The organism is Microcoleus sp. C2D2, assembly GCF_036702495.1.
Classification (GTDB): Bacteria; Cyanobacteriota; Cyanobacteriia; order Cyanobacteriales; family Microcoleaceae; genus Microcoleus.
Window position 1 is genome coordinate 19533 of the sequence record NZ_JAUBTO010000082.1, and the last position, 17301, is coordinate 36833.

General features: G+C 44.6%; 19 protein-coding genes. 8 read left to right on the forward strand and 11 right to left on the reverse strand.

Annotated features, from left to right (window positions below; all coding sequences use genetic code 11):
* Positions 1-240 precede the first annotated feature (240 nt).
* On the forward strand, positions 241-1575 hold the full coding sequence (locus QUB61_RS23520; protein ID WP_333126984.1) for a CHAT domain-containing protein: 1335 nt from the start codon (positions 241-243) through the stop codon (positions 1573-1575).
* Positions 1576-1648: 73 nt separating this feature from the next.
* Here the strand turns inward: QUB61_RS23520 and QUB61_RS23525 are convergent, their stop codons facing one another.
* From QUB61_RS23525 to QUB61_RS23550, 6 genes are all read right to left on the reverse strand, one after another.
* Complete coding sequence (locus QUB61_RS23525; RefSeq protein ID WP_333126987.1) at positions 1649-1858, reverse strand: hypothetical protein; 210 nt, start codon at positions 1856-1858, stop codon at positions 1649-1651.
* Positions 1821-2444, reverse strand: coding sequence for a class I SAM-dependent methyltransferase (locus QUB61_RS23530; RefSeq protein WP_333127110.1), 624 nt, complete (start codon positions 2442-2444; stop codon positions 1821-1823). The genes QUB61_RS23525 and QUB61_RS23530 overlap by 38 nt, the downstream gene beginning before the upstream one ends.
* The gene (locus tag QUB61_RS23535; protein WP_333126990.1) at positions 2372-2572 is read right to left on the reverse strand and encodes a hypothetical protein; all 201 of its coding nucleotides are present in this window, start codon (positions 2570-2572) and stop codon (positions 2372-2374) included. Before QUB61_RS23535 ends, QUB61_RS23530 begins: the two co-directional genes overlap by 73 nt.
* Before the next feature lie 257 nt (positions 2573-2829).
* A complete protein-coding gene (locus QUB61_RS23540; RefSeq protein ID WP_333126994.1) occupies positions 2830-3591 on the reverse strand; it encodes a WecB/TagA/CpsF family glycosyltransferase in 762 nt (253 codons plus the stop codon).
* Between the two features lie 517 nt (positions 3592-4108).
* The gene (locus QUB61_RS23545) at positions 4109-5518 is read right to left on the reverse strand and encodes a hypothetical protein (protein WP_333126998.1); all 1410 of its coding nucleotides are present in this window, start codon (positions 5516-5518) and stop codon (positions 4109-4111) included.
* 601 nt (positions 5519-6119) lie between these two features.
* Entirely contained in the window at positions 6120-7331 is a 1212-nt protein-coding gene (locus QUB61_RS23550) for an acetate kinase (protein ID WP_333127001.1), read from the reverse strand.
* 345 nt (positions 7332-7676) lie between these two features.
* On the opposite strand from QUB61_RS23550, the gene psaK reads away from it, so the two are divergent.
* Positions 7677-7937 carry a photosystem I reaction center subunit PsaK gene (gene psaK, locus QUB61_RS23555; RefSeq protein WP_333127005.1) on the forward strand — a complete coding sequence of 87 codons (261 nt, stop codon included), beginning with the start codon at positions 7677-7679 and terminating at the stop codon, positions 7935-7937.
* A gap of 45 nt (positions 7938-7982) precedes the next feature.
* On the opposite strand, the gene QUB61_RS23560 is transcribed toward psaK, so the two are convergent.
* Genes QUB61_RS23560 through QUB61_RS23570 form a run of 3 tightly spaced genes read right to left on the reverse strand, consistent with a single transcriptional unit; the run spans position 7983 to position 10336 of the window.
* A complete protein-coding gene (locus QUB61_RS23560) occupies positions 7983-8621 on the reverse strand; it encodes a histidine phosphatase family protein (protein WP_333127009.1) in 639 nt (212 codons plus the stop codon).
* A 28-nt stretch (positions 8622-8649) separates the two neighbouring features.
* A complete protein-coding gene (locus QUB61_RS23565; RefSeq protein WP_333127012.1) occupies positions 8650-9342 on the reverse strand; it encodes a DUF3226 domain-containing protein in 693 nt (230 codons plus the stop codon).
* The gene (locus QUB61_RS23570) at positions 9335-10336 is read right to left on the reverse strand and encodes an AAA family ATPase (protein ID WP_333127014.1); all 1002 of its coding nucleotides are present in this window, start codon (positions 10334-10336) and stop codon (positions 9335-9337) included. The genes QUB61_RS23565 and QUB61_RS23570 overlap by 8 nt, the downstream gene beginning before the upstream one ends.
* A gap of 103 nt (positions 10337-10439) precedes the next feature.
* On the opposite strand from QUB61_RS23570, the gene QUB61_RS23575 reads away from it, so the two are divergent.
* Together QUB61_RS23575 and QUB61_RS23580 are read left to right on the forward strand one after the other, a co-directional pair.
* The gene (locus QUB61_RS23575; RefSeq protein ID WP_333127016.1) at positions 10440-10652 is read left to right on the forward strand and encodes a DUF433 domain-containing protein; all 213 of its coding nucleotides are present in this window, start codon (positions 10440-10442) and stop codon (positions 10650-10652) included.
* Positions 10653-10668: 16 nt separating this feature from the next.
* Positions 10669-10992 (forward strand): DUF5615 family PIN-like protein, encoded by a 324-nt coding sequence (locus tag QUB61_RS23580; RefSeq protein WP_333127018.1) that lies wholly within the window; start codon positions 10669-10671, stop codon positions 10990-10992.
* 108 nt (positions 10993-11100) lie between these two features.
* Here the strand turns inward: QUB61_RS23580 and QUB61_RS23585 are convergent, their stop codons facing one another.
* Positions 11101-13575 carry a phosphoketolase family protein gene (locus tag QUB61_RS23585; protein WP_333127020.1) on the reverse strand — a complete coding sequence of 825 codons (2475 nt, stop codon included), beginning with the start codon at positions 13573-13575 and terminating at the stop codon, positions 11101-11103.
* 1156 nt (positions 13576-14731) lie between these two features.
* Here QUB61_RS23585 and QUB61_RS23590 point away from each other — a divergent pair.
* Both QUB61_RS23590 and QUB61_RS23595 read left to right on the forward strand, forming a co-directional pair.
* Positions 14732-15058, forward strand: coding sequence for a DUF433 domain-containing protein (locus tag QUB61_RS23590; RefSeq protein ID WP_333127022.1), 327 nt, complete (start codon positions 14732-14734; stop codon positions 15056-15058).
* Between the two features lies 1 nt (position 15059).
* On the forward strand, positions 15060-15416 hold the full coding sequence (locus tag QUB61_RS23595; protein ID WP_445300219.1) for a DUF5615 family PIN-like protein: 357 nt from the start codon (positions 15060-15062) through the stop codon (positions 15414-15416).
* 102 nt (positions 15417-15518) lie between these two features.
* Here the strand turns inward: QUB61_RS23595 and QUB61_RS23600 are convergent, their stop codons facing one another.
* Complete coding sequence (locus QUB61_RS23600) at positions 15519-15767, reverse strand: hypothetical protein (RefSeq protein WP_333190131.1); 249 nt, start codon at positions 15765-15767, stop codon at positions 15519-15521.
* Positions 15768-16308: 541 nt separating this feature from the next.
* Here QUB61_RS23600 and QUB61_RS23605 point away from each other — a divergent pair.
* On the forward strand, positions 16309-16680 hold the full coding sequence (locus QUB61_RS23605) for a hypothetical protein (protein WP_333127026.1): 372 nt from the start codon (positions 16309-16311) through the stop codon (positions 16678-16680).
* Positions 16681-16685: 5 nt separating this feature from the next.
* Positions 16686-17114, forward strand: a complete 429-nt coding sequence (locus QUB61_RS23610; RefSeq protein WP_333127028.1) for an HNH endonuclease signature motif containing protein — start codon at positions 16686-16688, stop codon at positions 17112-17114.
* Positions 17115-17301: the final 187 nt, after the last annotated feature.

Below are 17301 nucleotides of genomic sequence, written 5' to 3' on the forward strand. Positions count from 1 at the left end.
CCTCCAATTAATCCACCTCCTCCAATTAATCCACCTCCTCCAATTAATCCACCTCCTCCAATTAATCCACCTCCTCCAATTAATCCACCTCCTCCCAATTCCCAGGGAACATTATTAACAGAGAAACTGCCATTAAATAGAACGCGATCGCTTTTCCCCGATCCCAACCAACCCCTTACCCCCGAACAGCTGCAGAACCAAAACAGAATATCGCGAGATATAGGAAAACCCGGAGAAAGGATGCCGCCCGAAAGAATCCAATCTCCCAGAGGACTGAGAAATTTCATCAATTTAAGAATCAAAGATTCAGTTATTCAGTCAGAATTTCGCAGTGACATCGACAGGAACTTGGAGGCCGGCAATATATCGGCCGCTATGTCTCTCCTGGACAAATCTTTCAGCCAAGAATTCCTGGAATATTTCGGCAGTAACATCACCGAGGAGTCGATCTCCCCGGAGGAAATCAAAACAAAGTTAGCATCCATCGGCGCAGAAACGCGCACGAAACCCAGCTTAATTTATCTGTTCTCGCAGCCGGAAAAATTAAATTTAGTTTTAATAACTTCTTGCGGTGACATGGTTTACAAAAGCGTGCCGTCAGCGAACCGGGAAGAACTGCTGAAAGTTGTAAGTGAGTTCAGGAATGAGATAACTAAACCGGGCGTGCGGACTACTACGAGTTATCTACCATCTTCTCAACAGCTTTATAAGTGGATGATTGCGCCTTTAAAGGACAGTTTGAAAAAGTGCGAAACCGATACTATTTCCTTTGTTGTCGATCGGGGTTTGAGAGGTATGCCCTTTGCTGCTTTGCACGACGGACAGCAATTTTTGGTGGAAAAGTACAGTCTCAGCCTCATGCCCAGCATGAATTTAACAGATACTGGCTACGTCGATATCAGAAATTCTCAAGTTTTAGCAATGGGTGCGTCGCAATTTTTCGAGTTGAATCCTTTGCCTGCGGTTCCTGCTGAAATAGCGGCTATTTCCAGAGAGTGGCAGGGAGTTAGTTTTCTGAATGAGAATTTCACTTTGGATAATTTGAAGCGACAGCATCAAAGCCGGCCTTTTGGGGTTATTCACTTAGCTACTCACGGCGAATTTCGACCGGGAGTACCGAATAATTCTTTTATTCAGTTCTGGGATAGTCGGCTGCGACTGAATCAATTGGGAGATTTGAGATTGAATGATCCGCCGGTGAATCTGTTAGTTTTAAGTGCTTGTCGGACTGCGGTGGGAGATGCACAGGCGGAGTTGGGTTTTGGGGGGTTGGCGCTGCAAGCGGGGGTGCAAACGGCTGTGGGGAGTTTGTGGTACGTTTCAGATGAAGGTACTTTGGGATTGATGAGTGAGTTTTACCAGCAGTTGAAGACGGCGGGAATTAAGGGGGCGGCGCTGCGACAAGCGCAAATTGCGATGTTGCGGGGAGACGTGCGTTTGGAGGGCGGCAGATTGCGGGGTTCGAGTCGGGGTGAGGGGGTGGATTTGCCGGCTTCGCTGCAAGGGTTTGCGGATTTAAAGTTGTCGCATCCTTATTATTGGTCGGCTTTTGTGATGATTGGCAGTCCTTGGTGATTGGTGATTGGCGATTGGTAATTGGGAATATCGGGTAGAGTTCGCCCCGATTTTTTCCCAATACGTTAATGCTCTATTGTATAGCAAAGTGTGATTGAGCTATTGGTTTCTGCCAGACATAGAACGCATCGACTGTACAGAATTCCTCATCAGAATACTCGCTTAATTGGCTTCTAATGTCGCTAGTCAAGTCTTGTTCGGAACCGTAAGATTCGAGAAATTCCTCGCACCCTTTGGCTTCTTGTTCAAAAAGCGATCGCCGCGCTCGAGGGCCGCCACTCATTCAAATACGAACTTGGTTGGATCGAATAGCTAGTTGATGCGCGCAGATGCGCCCAGAAAGGCAGCGGAAAACCAGTAAAAGCGCGGAGGTCGTGATGTCCGCTATTTGAGGTGTATAATTGAATGCCGATGTACAATACTCCCCCGGGGCGCAGCGATTGAATCGCATTTTGTAGAGCAATTTTAGGCTCGCTCAAATGCTCGAAAGTTGACCAAGAAACTACGATATTGTAAGCTTCCGACTTGGGAATTGCATGGCAGATATCTCCTTGGATAAAAGTAGGTGTGGGCAAGTTGGTAATTCCGAGTGCTTTTTCCCAAGCGACCTGTTTTGCCCTATCTACCAGTAGCAGCTTGCGTCCAACAGTTTTCCCCAATCGCCCGAACCCATTCTCTTGGAACATTCGCAGATAACTTCCCAGATCAAAACCGCAAGGAATCACATCTAGATCCATAGCAGTGACTTGGTTATTGATTCCTTCACAGCCAGCGCGTTCCATCTGCTGTCCACCGCCTATTTCCAGGATGTCGAGTGGACGAACGGGTTTGCCGAGGCATCGAGCAATCCGCTGTTCGTCTCGGTGAATGCGCTACGCCGGGCAACAGCTACGGCTTTATCGGCTTTATTTCGCTCGCGCAGTGCGTGTACCACCTCTGTGAAGGCGTTTATTACTCCAAAAGTTGCATAAGTTTGGAGATTGTGCGGTTCTGACATCAAAATTTTCTCCCATAACTAGACTTAGACTTCAGCAAGTGTAGCTCCCTACTGATGGAATTCGGGAAAAATCTGGAGAGCGATCGAGATTTTTCCCAATCAAGTCTTTTAGTTACTGTCACTCTTCCATACTTGGCGTTGAACCAATATCTAAAATGTGAAACCAATCTTCGATATCGATGGTTAGGACATTTTCTCAACTGGTTTTTGGGAGCTTTGCTGAGGGGTGTAACATATTTTTTTTCCTGCTTGTAAGTTTACCAATCTGTAAAAGGGTTTTGATAAATGTTTATTTTCTGTTTTAAAGCCAGCCCGAAAAAAGGTGGATCGTTGATTAAATAGCGTTTCCAAAGTCGTCGGGGTTCACTTAACAATCTATAGGGAGTTTCAAGTCCGGCATTACTCATCCATTCCGGCGCTCTTTTCTTATGACCAGCTTCAAAGTCAATTGCGGCACCTATGGCTAAAAATATTTTGACGCTGTTCAGCTTTTCTTTATATTTAATAATCCATTTTTCTTGCTTGGGTGCACCAACCCCTACTGCTAATACGTTCGCTCCAGATTTTTCAATTAAATCAACTATCCGAGAACATTCTTCTTCTTTTTTTTCAAATCCAAAGGATGGCGAATGTGCCCCAACTACAATCTCTCTTCCCACTTTGAAGTTAATATTTTCCTGAGCTTTTTTAGCGACTCCGGGCGCCGCTCCTAGCAAAAACATTTTGATATTTGGGTTGTTTTTATGATACTCACAGAATGTTGGTAAAAGATCGGAACCTGAGATTTTTTCTTTAAGGGGTGTTCCTAAAAACTGCAAGGAATACATTAATATTTGTCCATCACAAACTCTGTAGTCTGCCATTTTATAAGCATTGTAGAACTCTCGATTTTTTTGCAGGATCATTAGGTGATCTATATTTGGGGTAAAAACAATACCACCTCTTTCGTCAAGTTGCTGCAACAGTTCTCCTGTAGATAAATTATCAATAAAAATATTGAGAACTTTAACTTTTTCCATTTGTGCCGGTAAATAAAAAGATGTAAATATCAAGAAACTTACTTGAATATTTTTTGGTTTTTCAATTATTTTAAAATAATTGCTCCTTAAGTTTCTATGCCAACATTATACACCCTTACTGTCAGTAATAGCATCCGCCATCGCCAAGCTTCATCAAATCTTTAAAATAATATTAGGGATAGTTATCTATAAATTATACTTACAATTAGTTTAACTTATAAATAATTTAAAGGACATGGTTCCGCCATTAAGTTTGGGTCACATTCTGTCAGTGTAAATAATCTTTAATATCATTTTTGTCAAGATATTACAAAGTTTCCATAACTTAAACGTATATAATTTGGGCATCGATCGCAGAATTTGCTTCATCAAATCTTTAAAAAAGATCGGTACAAATAGTTGGTGGGGATCGGAAAATTATCAAAAGTTAGATTGTGAAGACTTATGTAGTAAAGGATGCTGCATAGGTCCTAATTGTGATAAATTTGCCAGCATTCTCACCCGATCGCCCTTTTGACTATTTTTTAGGTGGAGTCCAACACCAAACGATCGCACCCGCGATGATACCGATGGCGCAACTCAGAAAAAACGAGAATGCAAACGGATGCCACTCGATTATAACTGGGATTTGATGGCCTTTTACTGTCTCAAAGAGTTTGTCTGTGCCGCTGGATGCTGCGATACCACCGGCTGCTAAACCTATGCCGATGGCCCCAATTTTTCTTTCTAGGCGATCGGATCGCTTTTTCTCTGCTTGCTCGCTTTCGCGGAGTTCGATTTGGTTCTCGCGATCGATCCGGGCTTGTTCTATTTCTACTATCCCTCGAATTGAGGCGATCGCCTGTTCGATTAAACTCGTTCCGTGTCGGAAATATCCTAAGTTCGCCGCAATTTGCGATCGGATATAAGGCGCACTTTTTATACTGAAGCGATTTAATATAGATAGTTCTTCCTCGTCGCTTTCAATCTTAACACATATTTTTTGCAAATTCTCACTGTAATTGTAAAGATTTATCGCAATTGTATTATCAAACTCTTCGAGTTTCCGCAGCAGGCGAGTATAAGTTACAGCTTTGCTAAAGAGTTGCTTTAACTGTTCCTGCAATTCCAGCAATTGAGAGGCAGTTAATACAGTTCCTCGCGCAAATTGCTGCTGCAAATTATCCATATTTTTCTCAATGGTGCGAAATTCTGAATCAAGTTCATGGTAAATCTGGCGGCTGTCTTGAAAAGCTTTGATGATTTTGTTGCGGTGAAATAATAGCTTAAATATTTCATGTTGGCAAGTGTTAAAATCTGCGTCGGTTTTTTCGTCGCAAAGCAGCCAGACAAGCACGTGGCGATAATTGGCAATATCGCTAACTGAACCGTATTCAAAAATCGGGCTACCAAATAGTTTACCCGATCGATAGAATGGAGGGGGAGAATCACCGGAGAATAAATTATCGCGGCATTTATCGGCGAGGGGTTTGAGGGAATCTAAGTTATCGGGTGGGGTTTGGGTAAGCCATGCGGTAATTATCAGAGTTTGCCCTAAAAAGTGGTCATCGCCGCCGATCAGTAAGGCTTGATTTGGGTAAAATTTCTTGATGAAACTTACCTTTATATTATCGGCGCTGCCATCTTCCCGACAACCTATATTTAAGCATAAACCATAACTATCGTCAATTCGGATCGGTTGCACAAAACCTTCGATCAGCGGGTTGCGGGTGCTAAAGTGGAGGGGAGTATTTGAAAGTAAATCCTGGAAGTAGCTGTGAGAGTTTGCTGGGAAAACTAGATGCGGTGTTAGTCTTTCATAGGTATAGGTAACTTTTGCCATAATCTTGTCGCATTGTTGCCACAGAGGATTATCGCGGCCCTGGCTGTCATTGTACAGTTGGAAAGCGTATAAGTAAACGTTGGGTGCAGAAATGCGATCGTTCATGTTAAATTTCTATTTATAGAAGTATAGCCTTTCGAGCTCTCATATGAGGTACTCATGGGCATAGGGCATAGGGCATAGGCCTCCGTGGGCATAGGGCATAGGCCTCCGTGGGCATAGGGCATACCTCACTTTTTTGAGAACCGCTATAGGTGCAAGTAAGCGTGAATTAGTGTCAATTTAAACCGAGAAGCTGGTTAACTATTAATTCCGTTTAAACCCAGATAGCGCCAGGTAATTAATTCCCGGACTAATAGCTAAAGTCCTCATAGCGAGGACTAATTAATGAGTTCTTCAGTCCTATTGTTCAACAAATATTTTGGGGTTCTTTTCAAATACTTCTAGGAAGCCTGCGATAAATTCTTCGTCTGTCATTGCTAATTTTTCCTTTACTTAAATTCAGCCGGGGCGGGTTTATGAGATTATTGATTTGAGGGAATTATGGTTGGTAAAACCCGCCCCTACAAAAATTATATCTATTTAACCTGAGATTTTACACCATTTTCAACAAACCTGTAGAGAGCGATTGAAATCAAAGCTGGAAATCGCTACTACACAAACTATCGTCCCAACAGAGGGGGACTAAGAGAATTCATAAAATAAATTAGTGATAAAGTTTCCAGCATTCTCGCGCAATTTCCCAGTCTTCCTGCGTGTGAATTACCAAAACTCTGGCCGCTGAATCCACTGCGGCAATATCTTCATCAACTGGCGAGTGTTGATTCTTTTCCCCATCCAATTTCAAACCGAGAAACCCAAAAGCTTCGCAAGCTGCAGCCCGCACAACAGCGGAATTTTCCCCGACTCCCGCCGTAAAAATCAAAGCATCCAATCCTCCCAAACTCGCCAGCATCGCCCCAATTCCGGCGCGCAAACGGTGAATGTAAATATCCAAAGCAAGTTGAGCTCTTTCATTACCTTGGGTAATGGCTTCTCCAATCTGCCGCATATCGCTAGATACCCCAGAAATCCCTTTTAAACCAGAATTACGATTGAGAATATTGTCAAGTTTTTCAGAAGTTAAGTCCGATCGCCTTAACAAATGAATTATAATCCCAGGATCGATCGCACCCGATCGACTTCCCATCATCAAACCATCCAAAGGAGTAAAACCCATCGTCGTGTCAACACTCCAGCCCCCGCGAATCGCCGCCAGAGAACATCCGTTGCCCAAATGACAGCTAATCAGCCGCAAATGGGTCAAATCGCGGTTGAGAATTTGAGCCGCCCTGCGCGCGCAATATTGATGGCTAATGCCGTGAAAACCGTAGCGGCGAATCCCGTCTTCCAGCCATTCGTAGGGGCCGGGATAAACAAAGGCAGCGGGCGGCAATTGCGCGTGAAAAGCTGTATCAAATACTGCTACTTGCGGCCGATTTGGGAGGATTTTTTCCAGGGCTTCGATGCCTTCGAGGTTGACGGGATTGTGTACGGGGGCGAAAACCGATAAACGGGCGATCGCTTCTTTAACATACGGCGAAATTAACGTACTTTGCTGATAGTCTTGTCCGCCATGTACGACGCGGTGACCGACAATATCAATTTCGTTTAAACTATTAATAACTTGAGTTTTCCCCTGCCACAGAGTCTCCAGCATTCGAGAAATGGCGGCTTCGCGAGAGTCTGAGGCGAGTTCTTCCTCCTGTTCAGTTCCCGAGGCAGTTTCGACTTTCAACTGCGCCACACCTTGGCGGTGATTCCAGTCAATTTGCGCTTCCCAGACGGGTTGCGGCGGGCGATCGGGCAGGACATCGTTTAAGTCGTAAAGACAGCTCTTTTGACTGCTAGAACCCGCATTTAACACCAGTATTTTCATGGTTTATTATGTCCTGTTGATATCGTTTCCGGTTGCATGGGAATGATAAAGCCAAGGTCAATAATTCCACATTCCCCGACTCCCGACTCCCCACTCCCCACTCCCCATCATTCCGGTGTAACCGGAATTGATATGATTCGTTCTTTCGATCGCTAGGCGATTGAAATCGCGTTTTGTCAAACTTTCGTCCCAGCAGAGGGGGACTAAAAAATCTTGAGATCGGGGAAAATTATTAAGAAAAATTTCAAAAAATTAACTATTAATGCAATCTGTAGCTAACAGTTGCATTTTTTTGATATATCTTCTATGCAGATTTTCATTTACTAAAGTTTAAGGAGCCGATCGATGTTTACACCAATTTTACTTGCCGCTGTCGCCAGAACCGTAGAGTGGAACCCCACGTTCGGTTTGATTATGATTCTTTGCAATATTTTAGCTATTGCGATCGGCAAATCAACCATCCAAAATCCTCACACAGGCCCAGCCGCGCCCTCATCGGGTTTGGTCGGCGGCTTGAGTTTGGGTGCACTTGTGGGAAGTCTCTGCTTCGGTCATATTTTGGGAACGGGTACGATTTTAGGATTGTCTTACATCGGTGCGATTTAGTTTCAGACGCTCCGGGTGCGCAGTGTGCGCACCTTACCCGCAATTTCAAGTACCCGGTAAATTGCGGAGAGTTTCATCCATGTACGATCGATCGCCCAAAACCTCCAGCAGCGGCCCGCGCACGTCAAACTTGACAATACTCACAGAAGCTGCTAAAGCGCCAATGCGATAGCGATAACGTCCCAAATCAATCCCCAACAAACTGCACAGAATAATTCTAATAGTCGCTTTGTGCGAGACAACCAAAACATTACCGCTTTTGTACTTTTCCTCAATTTCTGCGATAACTAAGGACGATCGGCTAGCAATTTCCACGGAAGTTTCGCCGCCGTTTGGTGCATTCCAAGCAGGTTCAGTCAGCCAATTAATATAATTTTCTTCGTATTCTTTTTTGACGAATTCTACTGTTTTGCCTTCCCACTCACCGTACTTAATTTCCCTCAGTCCGTCGCGAAGCTGCATTTCAATTCCCACAGCATCGCACAAAGGTTTTGCAGTAGCAATTGTGCGTTTCATCGGACTGACATAAACAGCATTCCAAGGCAATTTTGCGTAAGTGGCGGCAAACTGTTCTGCCATTTGAGAACCTTCGGGCGTTAATTCTGGGTCGATCGCGCCACAGAAACCGCCTGTTTTGCTGTAAGTCGTTTCACCGTGTCGTAGAAAGTAGATTTTTAAGCTCATGAGTTAATTGTGTGTGAATTTTACTATGTTAGCAAAAGAGTGTAAAAAACTCCTTCAAATCATCGAGTGCAGGATTATCCCAATTCCAAATATCTTTTTTGTGTTTCATAACATAATCAAACCCAGACATACTGCATTTCCTTCCAGCTTGTTGCTGTTCGTTATCTGAGCAAGTATCATACCTGAGATAGATGCTCACCCAAAATTTATCAAAACCTTTCTGGTTGATTTGCTGTCCCTGGCTTTCTATGCAAGTTTTCCAGCTATCCAAACAATCAGCATGAGGTGATTCTCTAGCCTTTATTGCCTTTAAAAGCGTTTCCAGTTCGCCTTTACCTCCAACATTTGTAAAGTAACAAGCCAATTTTGAATTTGTTCCATTATCTCCAGAAATATCGATAAATTGTTTAGTGCTTGACAAAGTTTCAGTTTCAGTTCCAAACCCATTTTTTATACAGTTGTTTACCAATCCCAGCCGCTCTTGCTCTGAATAGTTATCGATATCAATAATAATCCCTATTTTTTTTACCCCTTTTTTTGGAATCTCTGCTTTTAAATTTTTTAAAGCAGAGATTAACTTTGTTTCGTCCAAGCCGTCCAAACTTTTATAATCATCTATATAAATAGGTGATGCTACCTGGAGATCGCAGTTTAGTTTCTCAACCATTGCCTGCATGAAAAATTTATCATTTTTACTTTCTACTATGACAATATTACTCACCTCTCACTCCTTCTTGATGCTCAATGGCATAACTAAGAGTTTCCAAATCGCGCCGAATTCCGATTATTTGATCTGTTTTCCATTTCTTTGCCATTTCAAAATATGCGCTGCTGCATTCCTGATTTGGTTCTAAACCCACATCAGCAAATGCTTCAAGCATCTCTAAACTGTGAGTTGTAGCAAAAATCTGGGTATCCAGTTCAACCGCCAACCGAAATAACACTCTCCAAAAATTCCGCTGGTTTGTATGGTGAATGCCGTTTTCTATCTCATCGACTAGCAAGATTTTATGTTTATTAATGACTAATTTAAGCATAATATGTGCAACCCTATTCATTGCATCTCCAAACAATGATAAAGGCAAACGCTTCTCACCCTTTCTTCTCAAGTAAAGTGTGGGTTCCCCGATCGAAAAGCTTTCTACAGATTCGATCGCAGGGTCAAGAATTTGAAAAGCTTTCAAAACTTCGCTATCTTTGTCATCTAAACGCGCGTTATCGTATGCTTCTGTGAGTTCTCTTCCCGAAATCATGATAAAGGAGGGAACGATCGGTACTTGGCTAGCCGAAATGCGAAAATTCCTTAAATCTCCAGCAGGAACCTTTGTTGAAAACCAACTAGATAGGTCTTCTTGTCTCCTGGATTTTAAAATTAAACTAGATTGTAGTGAATTGATTTCTACCTGAATTTCTACTCGAATGGTCTGATTTTCTTTCTTGCCAACAATTACTATAGATCTATCTTTTTTTAGTGCATAAAATAAGTTATCCCAGGTTCTATTAGCCATGTATTCTATGGCTTCTGATGGCTCTCTTCTAAGCTCTCTTAGGATTGCTAGACTGCTAGCGTCTGGAGCAATATTCAGAAAAATTGCTTCTAGCAAGGCTGTCTTGCCTGCATTATTTTTACCGCCGATTAAATTGACTCTTTCAAACCCAGAAATTTTGATTTGCTCAAAGCACCTAAAATTTTGGATTTCTATTTCTTTAAGCATGACCGCCTCTTTTGAATGTACAAATTATAAACCACTGTTGATTTATGCTAAGATTAATTCTATCTTAGTTGTTTTACTTGAGCCGCAATAAGCAACGAACATCATGCAGAATATAGACCTCTTTGAAGTCATTGAACGCGATCCGACCAAGGTGAGTGGTGCATGGATATTTCGGGGAACGCGCGTACCTGTTGCCGCCTTTTTCGAGAACCTTAAAGATGGAGCCTCTATTGACCAGTTTCTCGAATGGTTTCCGGGAGTAACTCGCGTCCAAGTTGAGGTATTACTCGATCGCGCCCTAGCCTCGCGTCATTAACGCAGATGGCGCAAGCATGAAGATATTGTTCGACCAAGGTACGCCAGTACCGTTGCGCCGCTCGTTGCTGGATCATAAAGTAGATACTGTTTATGAACGTGGATGGTCAACATTAGCAAATGGCAATCTGCTCGACACAGCCGAACGCGAGGGGTATAATCTGCTGGTCACGACCGATCGCAGATTGCGTTATCAACAAAACCTGACAAGCCGACAAATTACTGTTGTGGTTTTGCGGTCTGCATCTTGGCCGCGCATTCAAAAACATCAAGACGAGATTCGGAACGCGATCGACACTATTGTTCCGGGCGCATACCTCGAAATTGAGATTGCTTGCTGAAGCTTTATTCTAATACAAATGGAATCCCGTAGGGACACGGCACTGCCGTGTCCTAATCCACGATCCTGTGCCGGACACGGCATTGCCGTGTCCCTACCCAGAATATCGCTATCCAGGCGCACCCGATCGCACAGTTTGTTGTGCAGTCGCCGCCGGATCCTTCGTTTCCTGCGGCGGTTCCGGCGAAACCGGGCCCGCGTGCGGCCACTTCCAGTCGCGGATTTCCGGCATATCATCCCCGTGCTCGGTGATATACTGCCTGTGCTCGATCAGCTTGTCACGGATAGCTTGTTTGCCGTAAGCTGCTACAGAACTCAGTTTCGGAACGCGATCGAGTACATCTGCAACCAAATGGAATCGATCGAGGTCATTAATCACCACCATATCAAACGGCGTAGTAGTCGTCCCCTCTTCCTTGTAACCCCGAACGTGAATATTCGGGTGATTCGTCCGGCGGTAAGCCAATCGGTGAATCAGCCAAGGATAGCCGTGAAAAGCAAAAATCACCGGCTTATCTTTCGTGAACAAACTATCAAAATCCTTGTCAGACAAACCGTGGGGATGTTCGCTAGCAGGCTGAAGAGTCATCAAATCCACCACATTAACCACCCGCACTTTTAAATCGGGATAATCTCGGCGGAGAATGTCAACAGCAGCCAAAGTTTCCAGCGTCGGAACATCACCCGCGCAAGCCATCACCACATCCGGTTCGCCGCCTTTATCATTGCTGGCCCACTCCCAAATACCGATGCCGGCCGTACAGTGTTTAATCGCAGCATCCATGTCCAAATACTGCAAGGCCGGCTGCTTCCCTGCAATAATCACGTTGACATAGTGGCGGCTGCGGAGACAGTGATCCGTTACAGACAGCAAAGTATTCGCATCCGGCGGCAAATAAACCCGCACAACCTCCGCCTTCTTGTTAATTACGTGGTCGATAAAACCCGGATCTTGGTGAGAAAAACCGTTGTGGTCTTGCCGCCAAACGTGAGAAGTTAGCAGGTAGTTGAGAGAGGCGATCGGTCGGCGCCAAGGAATATCGTTAGTAGTTTTCAACCACTTGGCGTGTTGGTTGAACATCGAATCGATGATGTGAATAAACGCCTCGTAACAAGAGAAAAAGCCGTGGCGTCCCGTCAGCAAATAGCCTTCCAGCCATCCCTGACATAGATGTTCGCTGAGGACTTCCATCACCCGGCCGTCGGGGGAGATGTGGTCGTCTTCGGGCAAAATTTCCCCCGCCCACATCCGATCCGTCACTTCAAACACCGGATCGAGGCGGTTTGAGGCCGTCTCGTCGGGCCCGACAATGCGGAAATTGGCGTTTTCCTGATTGAGTGTCATCACCTCTCGCAGGAAGCGGCCGGAAACGCGGGTTGCTTCTGCCATTACAGTGCCCGGTTTTTGCACGTCAACGGCGTAGTCTTCAAATTTCGGCATTTTCAAGTCTCGCAGCAGCAGGCCGCCGTTAGCGTGGGGATTTGCCCCCATCCGCCGATCGCCCTTGGGCGCGAGTTCTGCCAATTCGGGAATAAACTTGCCCTTTTCGTCGAAGAGTTCTTCCGGCTTATAGCTTTTCATCCAATCTTCCAGGAGTTGGACGTGTCCCGGCTTAGAAGCCATTTCCGAAAGTGGGACTTGGTGCGATCGCCAATAATCCTCAGTTTTCTTACCGTCAACTTCCTTGGGCCCCGTCCAGCCTTTGGGAGTTTTCATCACAATCATCGGCCACTGGGGGCGGCCGGAATAGCCCTCCGTCCGGGCTTTTTCCTGAATCGCCTTAATTTCGCCGATCGCAGTATCGAGAGTTGCAGCCATCAACTGGTGCATCGTTTCCGGGTCTGAACCTTCCACCCAATAAGGTTTGTAGCCGTAACCGACCATCAAACTTTCCAATTCCTCTTGCGGAATGCGGGCCAACAGGGTTGGATTGGCAATTTTGTAGCCGTTCAAGTGCAGAATCGGCAACACGGCCCCGTCCCGAACCGGGTTGAGAAACTTGTTAGAGTGCCAGCTAGCAGCCAGCGGGCCGGTTTCCGCTTCCCCGTCGCCGACAACGGCCGCCACAATCAAATCGGGATTGTCGAAGGCCGCCCCGTAAGCGTGGACGAGGGCGTAGCCGAGTTCGCCGCCTTCGTGAATCGAACCGGGGGTTTCCGGGGCGACGTGGCTGGGGATACCGCCGGGAAAGGAGAACTGTTTGAACAGCCGTTTGATACCTTCTTCATCTTCGGAAATGTTCGAGTAATATTCGCTGTAAGTTCCTTCGAGATAGGTGTTGGCGACCAAGCCCGGCCCGCCGTGTCCGGGGCCTGCGATGTAGATGGTGTTGAGGTCTTGGGCTTTGATGATGCGGTTGAGGTGAACGTAGATGAAGTTGAGGCCTGGAGTGGTGCCCCAATGTCCGAGGAGTCTCGGTTTGACGTGTTCGATTTTGAGGGGTTCTTTGAGTAGGGGGTTGTCGAGGAGATAGATTTGTCCGACGGATAGGTAGTTTGCCGCCCGCCAGTAGGCGTTCATTTTGTGTAGTTCTGAGTCGGAAAGCGGCTTTAATTGCGGAATCTCGGTTGTTCCTAGCATCATCAGCGATTGACTCCTGAGTTTTGGTTGTTTTGTAATGTGCGATCGAAAAGTGCGATCGATATTAATTTTTTATCGATGACATTTTGTATTTAACCTCCATGTCTTCCACGGAAACTATTGAATTCTAGCTCGTTTATGTCTCCATTAAAGTTTAAATCAATGTTAATTTCTGGCTAAACATCGCACAATTCTGAGGGCAGAAAGGATCCAAATCGCGGGGCTCAAGGAATTCTGCAATAGAAAATAGGATTTACACAAGAGTTTTTGTATGGTGTGCACTGCGTACCGATCCGTATATGTTGCGAGTCGTGGGATGTGTTGTGCAAGTCCCGCAAAAGATACTTCTCAAGGGAGAGGTCATAAGGATTTATAGGTGAGGTTAATTTTACTTTGTGCCTGCTGATGGCTGATACAAATTATCACAAAAAATACTACTCTAGGCAATATCCAAAGCTTTATGTCCTCAGTTATTCCCTATTCTTTTATCTCAAATATAAAATGGTATGACTCGTTTTGGGTTAAAGTTTTTTAGGTTCGTTTAAGCTCAGGGTAAAATGGTGAGCAATTTTTATAATGAGAGAGTTTTAGCCTGAAGTTAAAAAGATATAGCAATGCTATTTCATTTGTGGAAGGGCTTTTTTTTTATGAACCGCAGAGGGCGCAGAGGGCGCAGAGGAAGAGAGGGGAGAGAAAGGATTTACGTATAATAGCAAATACATATCTGGGATTGATTGGGGAGTCAGGTAGAATACACTATCTTTTGGGCTTTGTCAAGCTCTGAACGAGAAAAATATTCAAATTTTCCCGCTCGATTGTGCTGCTGATGCGAGTAAATGTTTGGGCTTATGTTGAAGCTTATCCTGACGAAATTGATTCAGCAATTCGAGGGCAAGACGAGGCAGACGAAATTTTATATACACCTGAAAATAAACCTATGGCGCGTATTCTATGCAGGCGAACGCTTTCCCCGACAAGTCGTCCAGGAATTTAAAATTTGACATCCTCTCAGGCGATCGCACTATAATAGCGAATACATACATATAGCCTTTCTCAGTAACATGAGGTGCTCATAGGGCATAGGGCATGGGCATAGGAAGGCTCCCGCATACCTCACAACGCTTGAGAACCGCTATATTTCATAAATACCAAAATTTATATGACTATCAAAGAATTAGAAGCGCAACTTCTGGCCTTAACGCCTACCGAGAAAGCTCAAATCATCCAATTATTAACCCAAAACTTAGCCAACACCTGGCAAGGAATTAGCAAAACTCCCGGTGTCTGCGGCGGTGATGCTTGTATCAGAAACACTCGCATTCCTGTTTGGGTACTGGAAAGTTTTCGTCGTTTGGGCATGAACGAGTCTCGACTCTTAGATAACTATCCCACACTAACAGCTACTGATTTAGCAAATGCCTGGGCTTATGCGGCAGCTTTCCCCGATGAAATTGAAATAGCTATCCGCGAGAATGACGAGGATTAAGATGATGGCGCGTCTTTATGGTGACGAACAATTTCCCAGAGAGGTTGTAGAATTGCTGCGCGCTATGGGTCACAATATTTTGACAGTACAAGAAGCCGGAAAAGATAACCAAAAAATTCCTGACGAAGAAGTGTTAGCTTTTGCAGTCAGTGAAAACCGAGCTGTTTTAACTCTAAATCGCCGTCATTTTATTAGACTGCACAGCTTACAGTCTGACCGTGCTGGAATTATTGTCTGTAAGGCAGACCAGGACTTAGCAAGAATGGCGACTAACATTAATGAAGCTATTTCCTCACTTGCAACATTAACAGGTCAATTGATTCGAGTCTATCGTTCTGGACCGTCATCTATATCTTAAGCGATCGCCACAAAGTGAACTCAAGCAATCTCAACCCGAAAATCACTGCATCGGTTTGATTGCTGGCTAGATGCCATCGCCGATATTTCCCGCTGAAAAAACTTAGGAGGCGACTAAAACTGGACACTCTGAAATCCGGCAAACATTGGACACAGTTGGCTGGTGGGAAACGACTTGCAGTTCGTGAGGATAGCGGGGACGCGGGTCATTTTCTAACCAGATGGGCGGTACCATCATCACTTCATAGTAAGCGATCGTATGCAACACCCCTGGCTGCGACTTCAACTCCACTGTTAAGCCCGCTCGGTACTCAAATGCTTCTTCCCAGTCTAAGTTTTCATTGATACCCATAGCGATCGCGCCTCTTAATCTTGTTTCTTTTCTCAATTGTAGGCCACTACATAAAACATTGGGTACTTTCTGTTGCTTATGATACAATTTGTAACCTTATATATACGTTCCCTGACAATTGAACAGAGAGGAGCAATTGTCAATAAGTAAATAGGATGATTTGGCCGACGGGTGACAAGTAAGCCCAAAAGCTACGCTTGACAAGAGTTTGAGTTGATATGTCTTAAAAAAAATAGGGGCGATGGAACCGCGCAGACGTTTATGACACAAAGGAAGAGAACAGAATAGAATTTTAAGGACGGAAGTACAAACCTATTTTTGCCAGCTTGTCTAGTATTTTATAAATAAAGAAACTCGGTTTTTTTAATAAACCGGATTTCTGGATGAGTGAAAACTAAACTAATTTCACTGGGTTTTCTTCTTGGTCGCAGTCGCCGTCTTTTTAGCAAGCGAGATCCTGCTTCATTTCTTTTTGGCAGATCTCTAATACTCAAAGTAAAATATGGCATAATCTAAATATTAGTTTCATAGCTTTGCACCTATGACCGCCCAAATCACCCTAAATCTGCCAGATGAAGTCTATCACCAAGCAGAATTGCTAGCGCAGCAACGCCACCGCACCGTGAGTGAGATTCTAGTAGAAACTCTGGAAAATTTTCTCTTACCAACCGCTAAACCAGTCTCAGCACTGTCTGATTCAGAAGTAATCACTCAGACTCAACTCCGGCTGCAACCACTCCAAGAGCAACGATTGAGTGAATTGCTAGACCGCCAACAATCCGGTACGATCGCATATGTAGAACGCGATGAATTGCAGGCATTAATCCACATATATGAAACTCGACTATTGCGACAAGCTCAAGCCTTAAATGAAGCTGTGCGGCGCGGCTTGCTCGAACCATTAAAAGGATAAGCAAAATGGCGATTTCCGAACAAGTGCGAGCCAGAGTTCGCGCACAAGCTCAAAACCGATGCGGTTATTGTCGCAGTTTAGAAAAGTATATTTTGGGAATACTGGAAATTGACCATATTATTCGTAAAGCGATTGGCGGTAGTGACGAGGAAGAAAATCTCTGGCTGGCTTGTAGTCTGTGCAATAATTACAAAGGAACCCAAACTGACGCATTCGATCGGGTCACGCAAAAGTACGTTAAGTTGTTTAATCCGCGCACTCAACAATGGTCACAAAATTTTGCTTGGAGTGAAGACGCTACAGAAATCATAGGACTTACAGCTTGCGGTCGCGCCACAGTCACAGCACTACAACTAAACAATAATATTGCTGTTACTGTCAGGCGTCAGTGGGTTAGTGCTGGATGGCATCCGCCCACAGACATTTCTCCTTAAAAGGTTTGAGAGTCACAAATGGTCGATCGCACATATGGCCTTTCTGGCAGATGAGGAGATTTTAGACCAGCGCGAGGTCAGGGATAGGGGGTTTGGGCATCAGAATAGCTATAAGGAATGAGAATTAAATAACTTCCACAAGTTTGTGGGATGGGCGTCCCGCCCGTCCAAAAAGGACGGGCGGGAC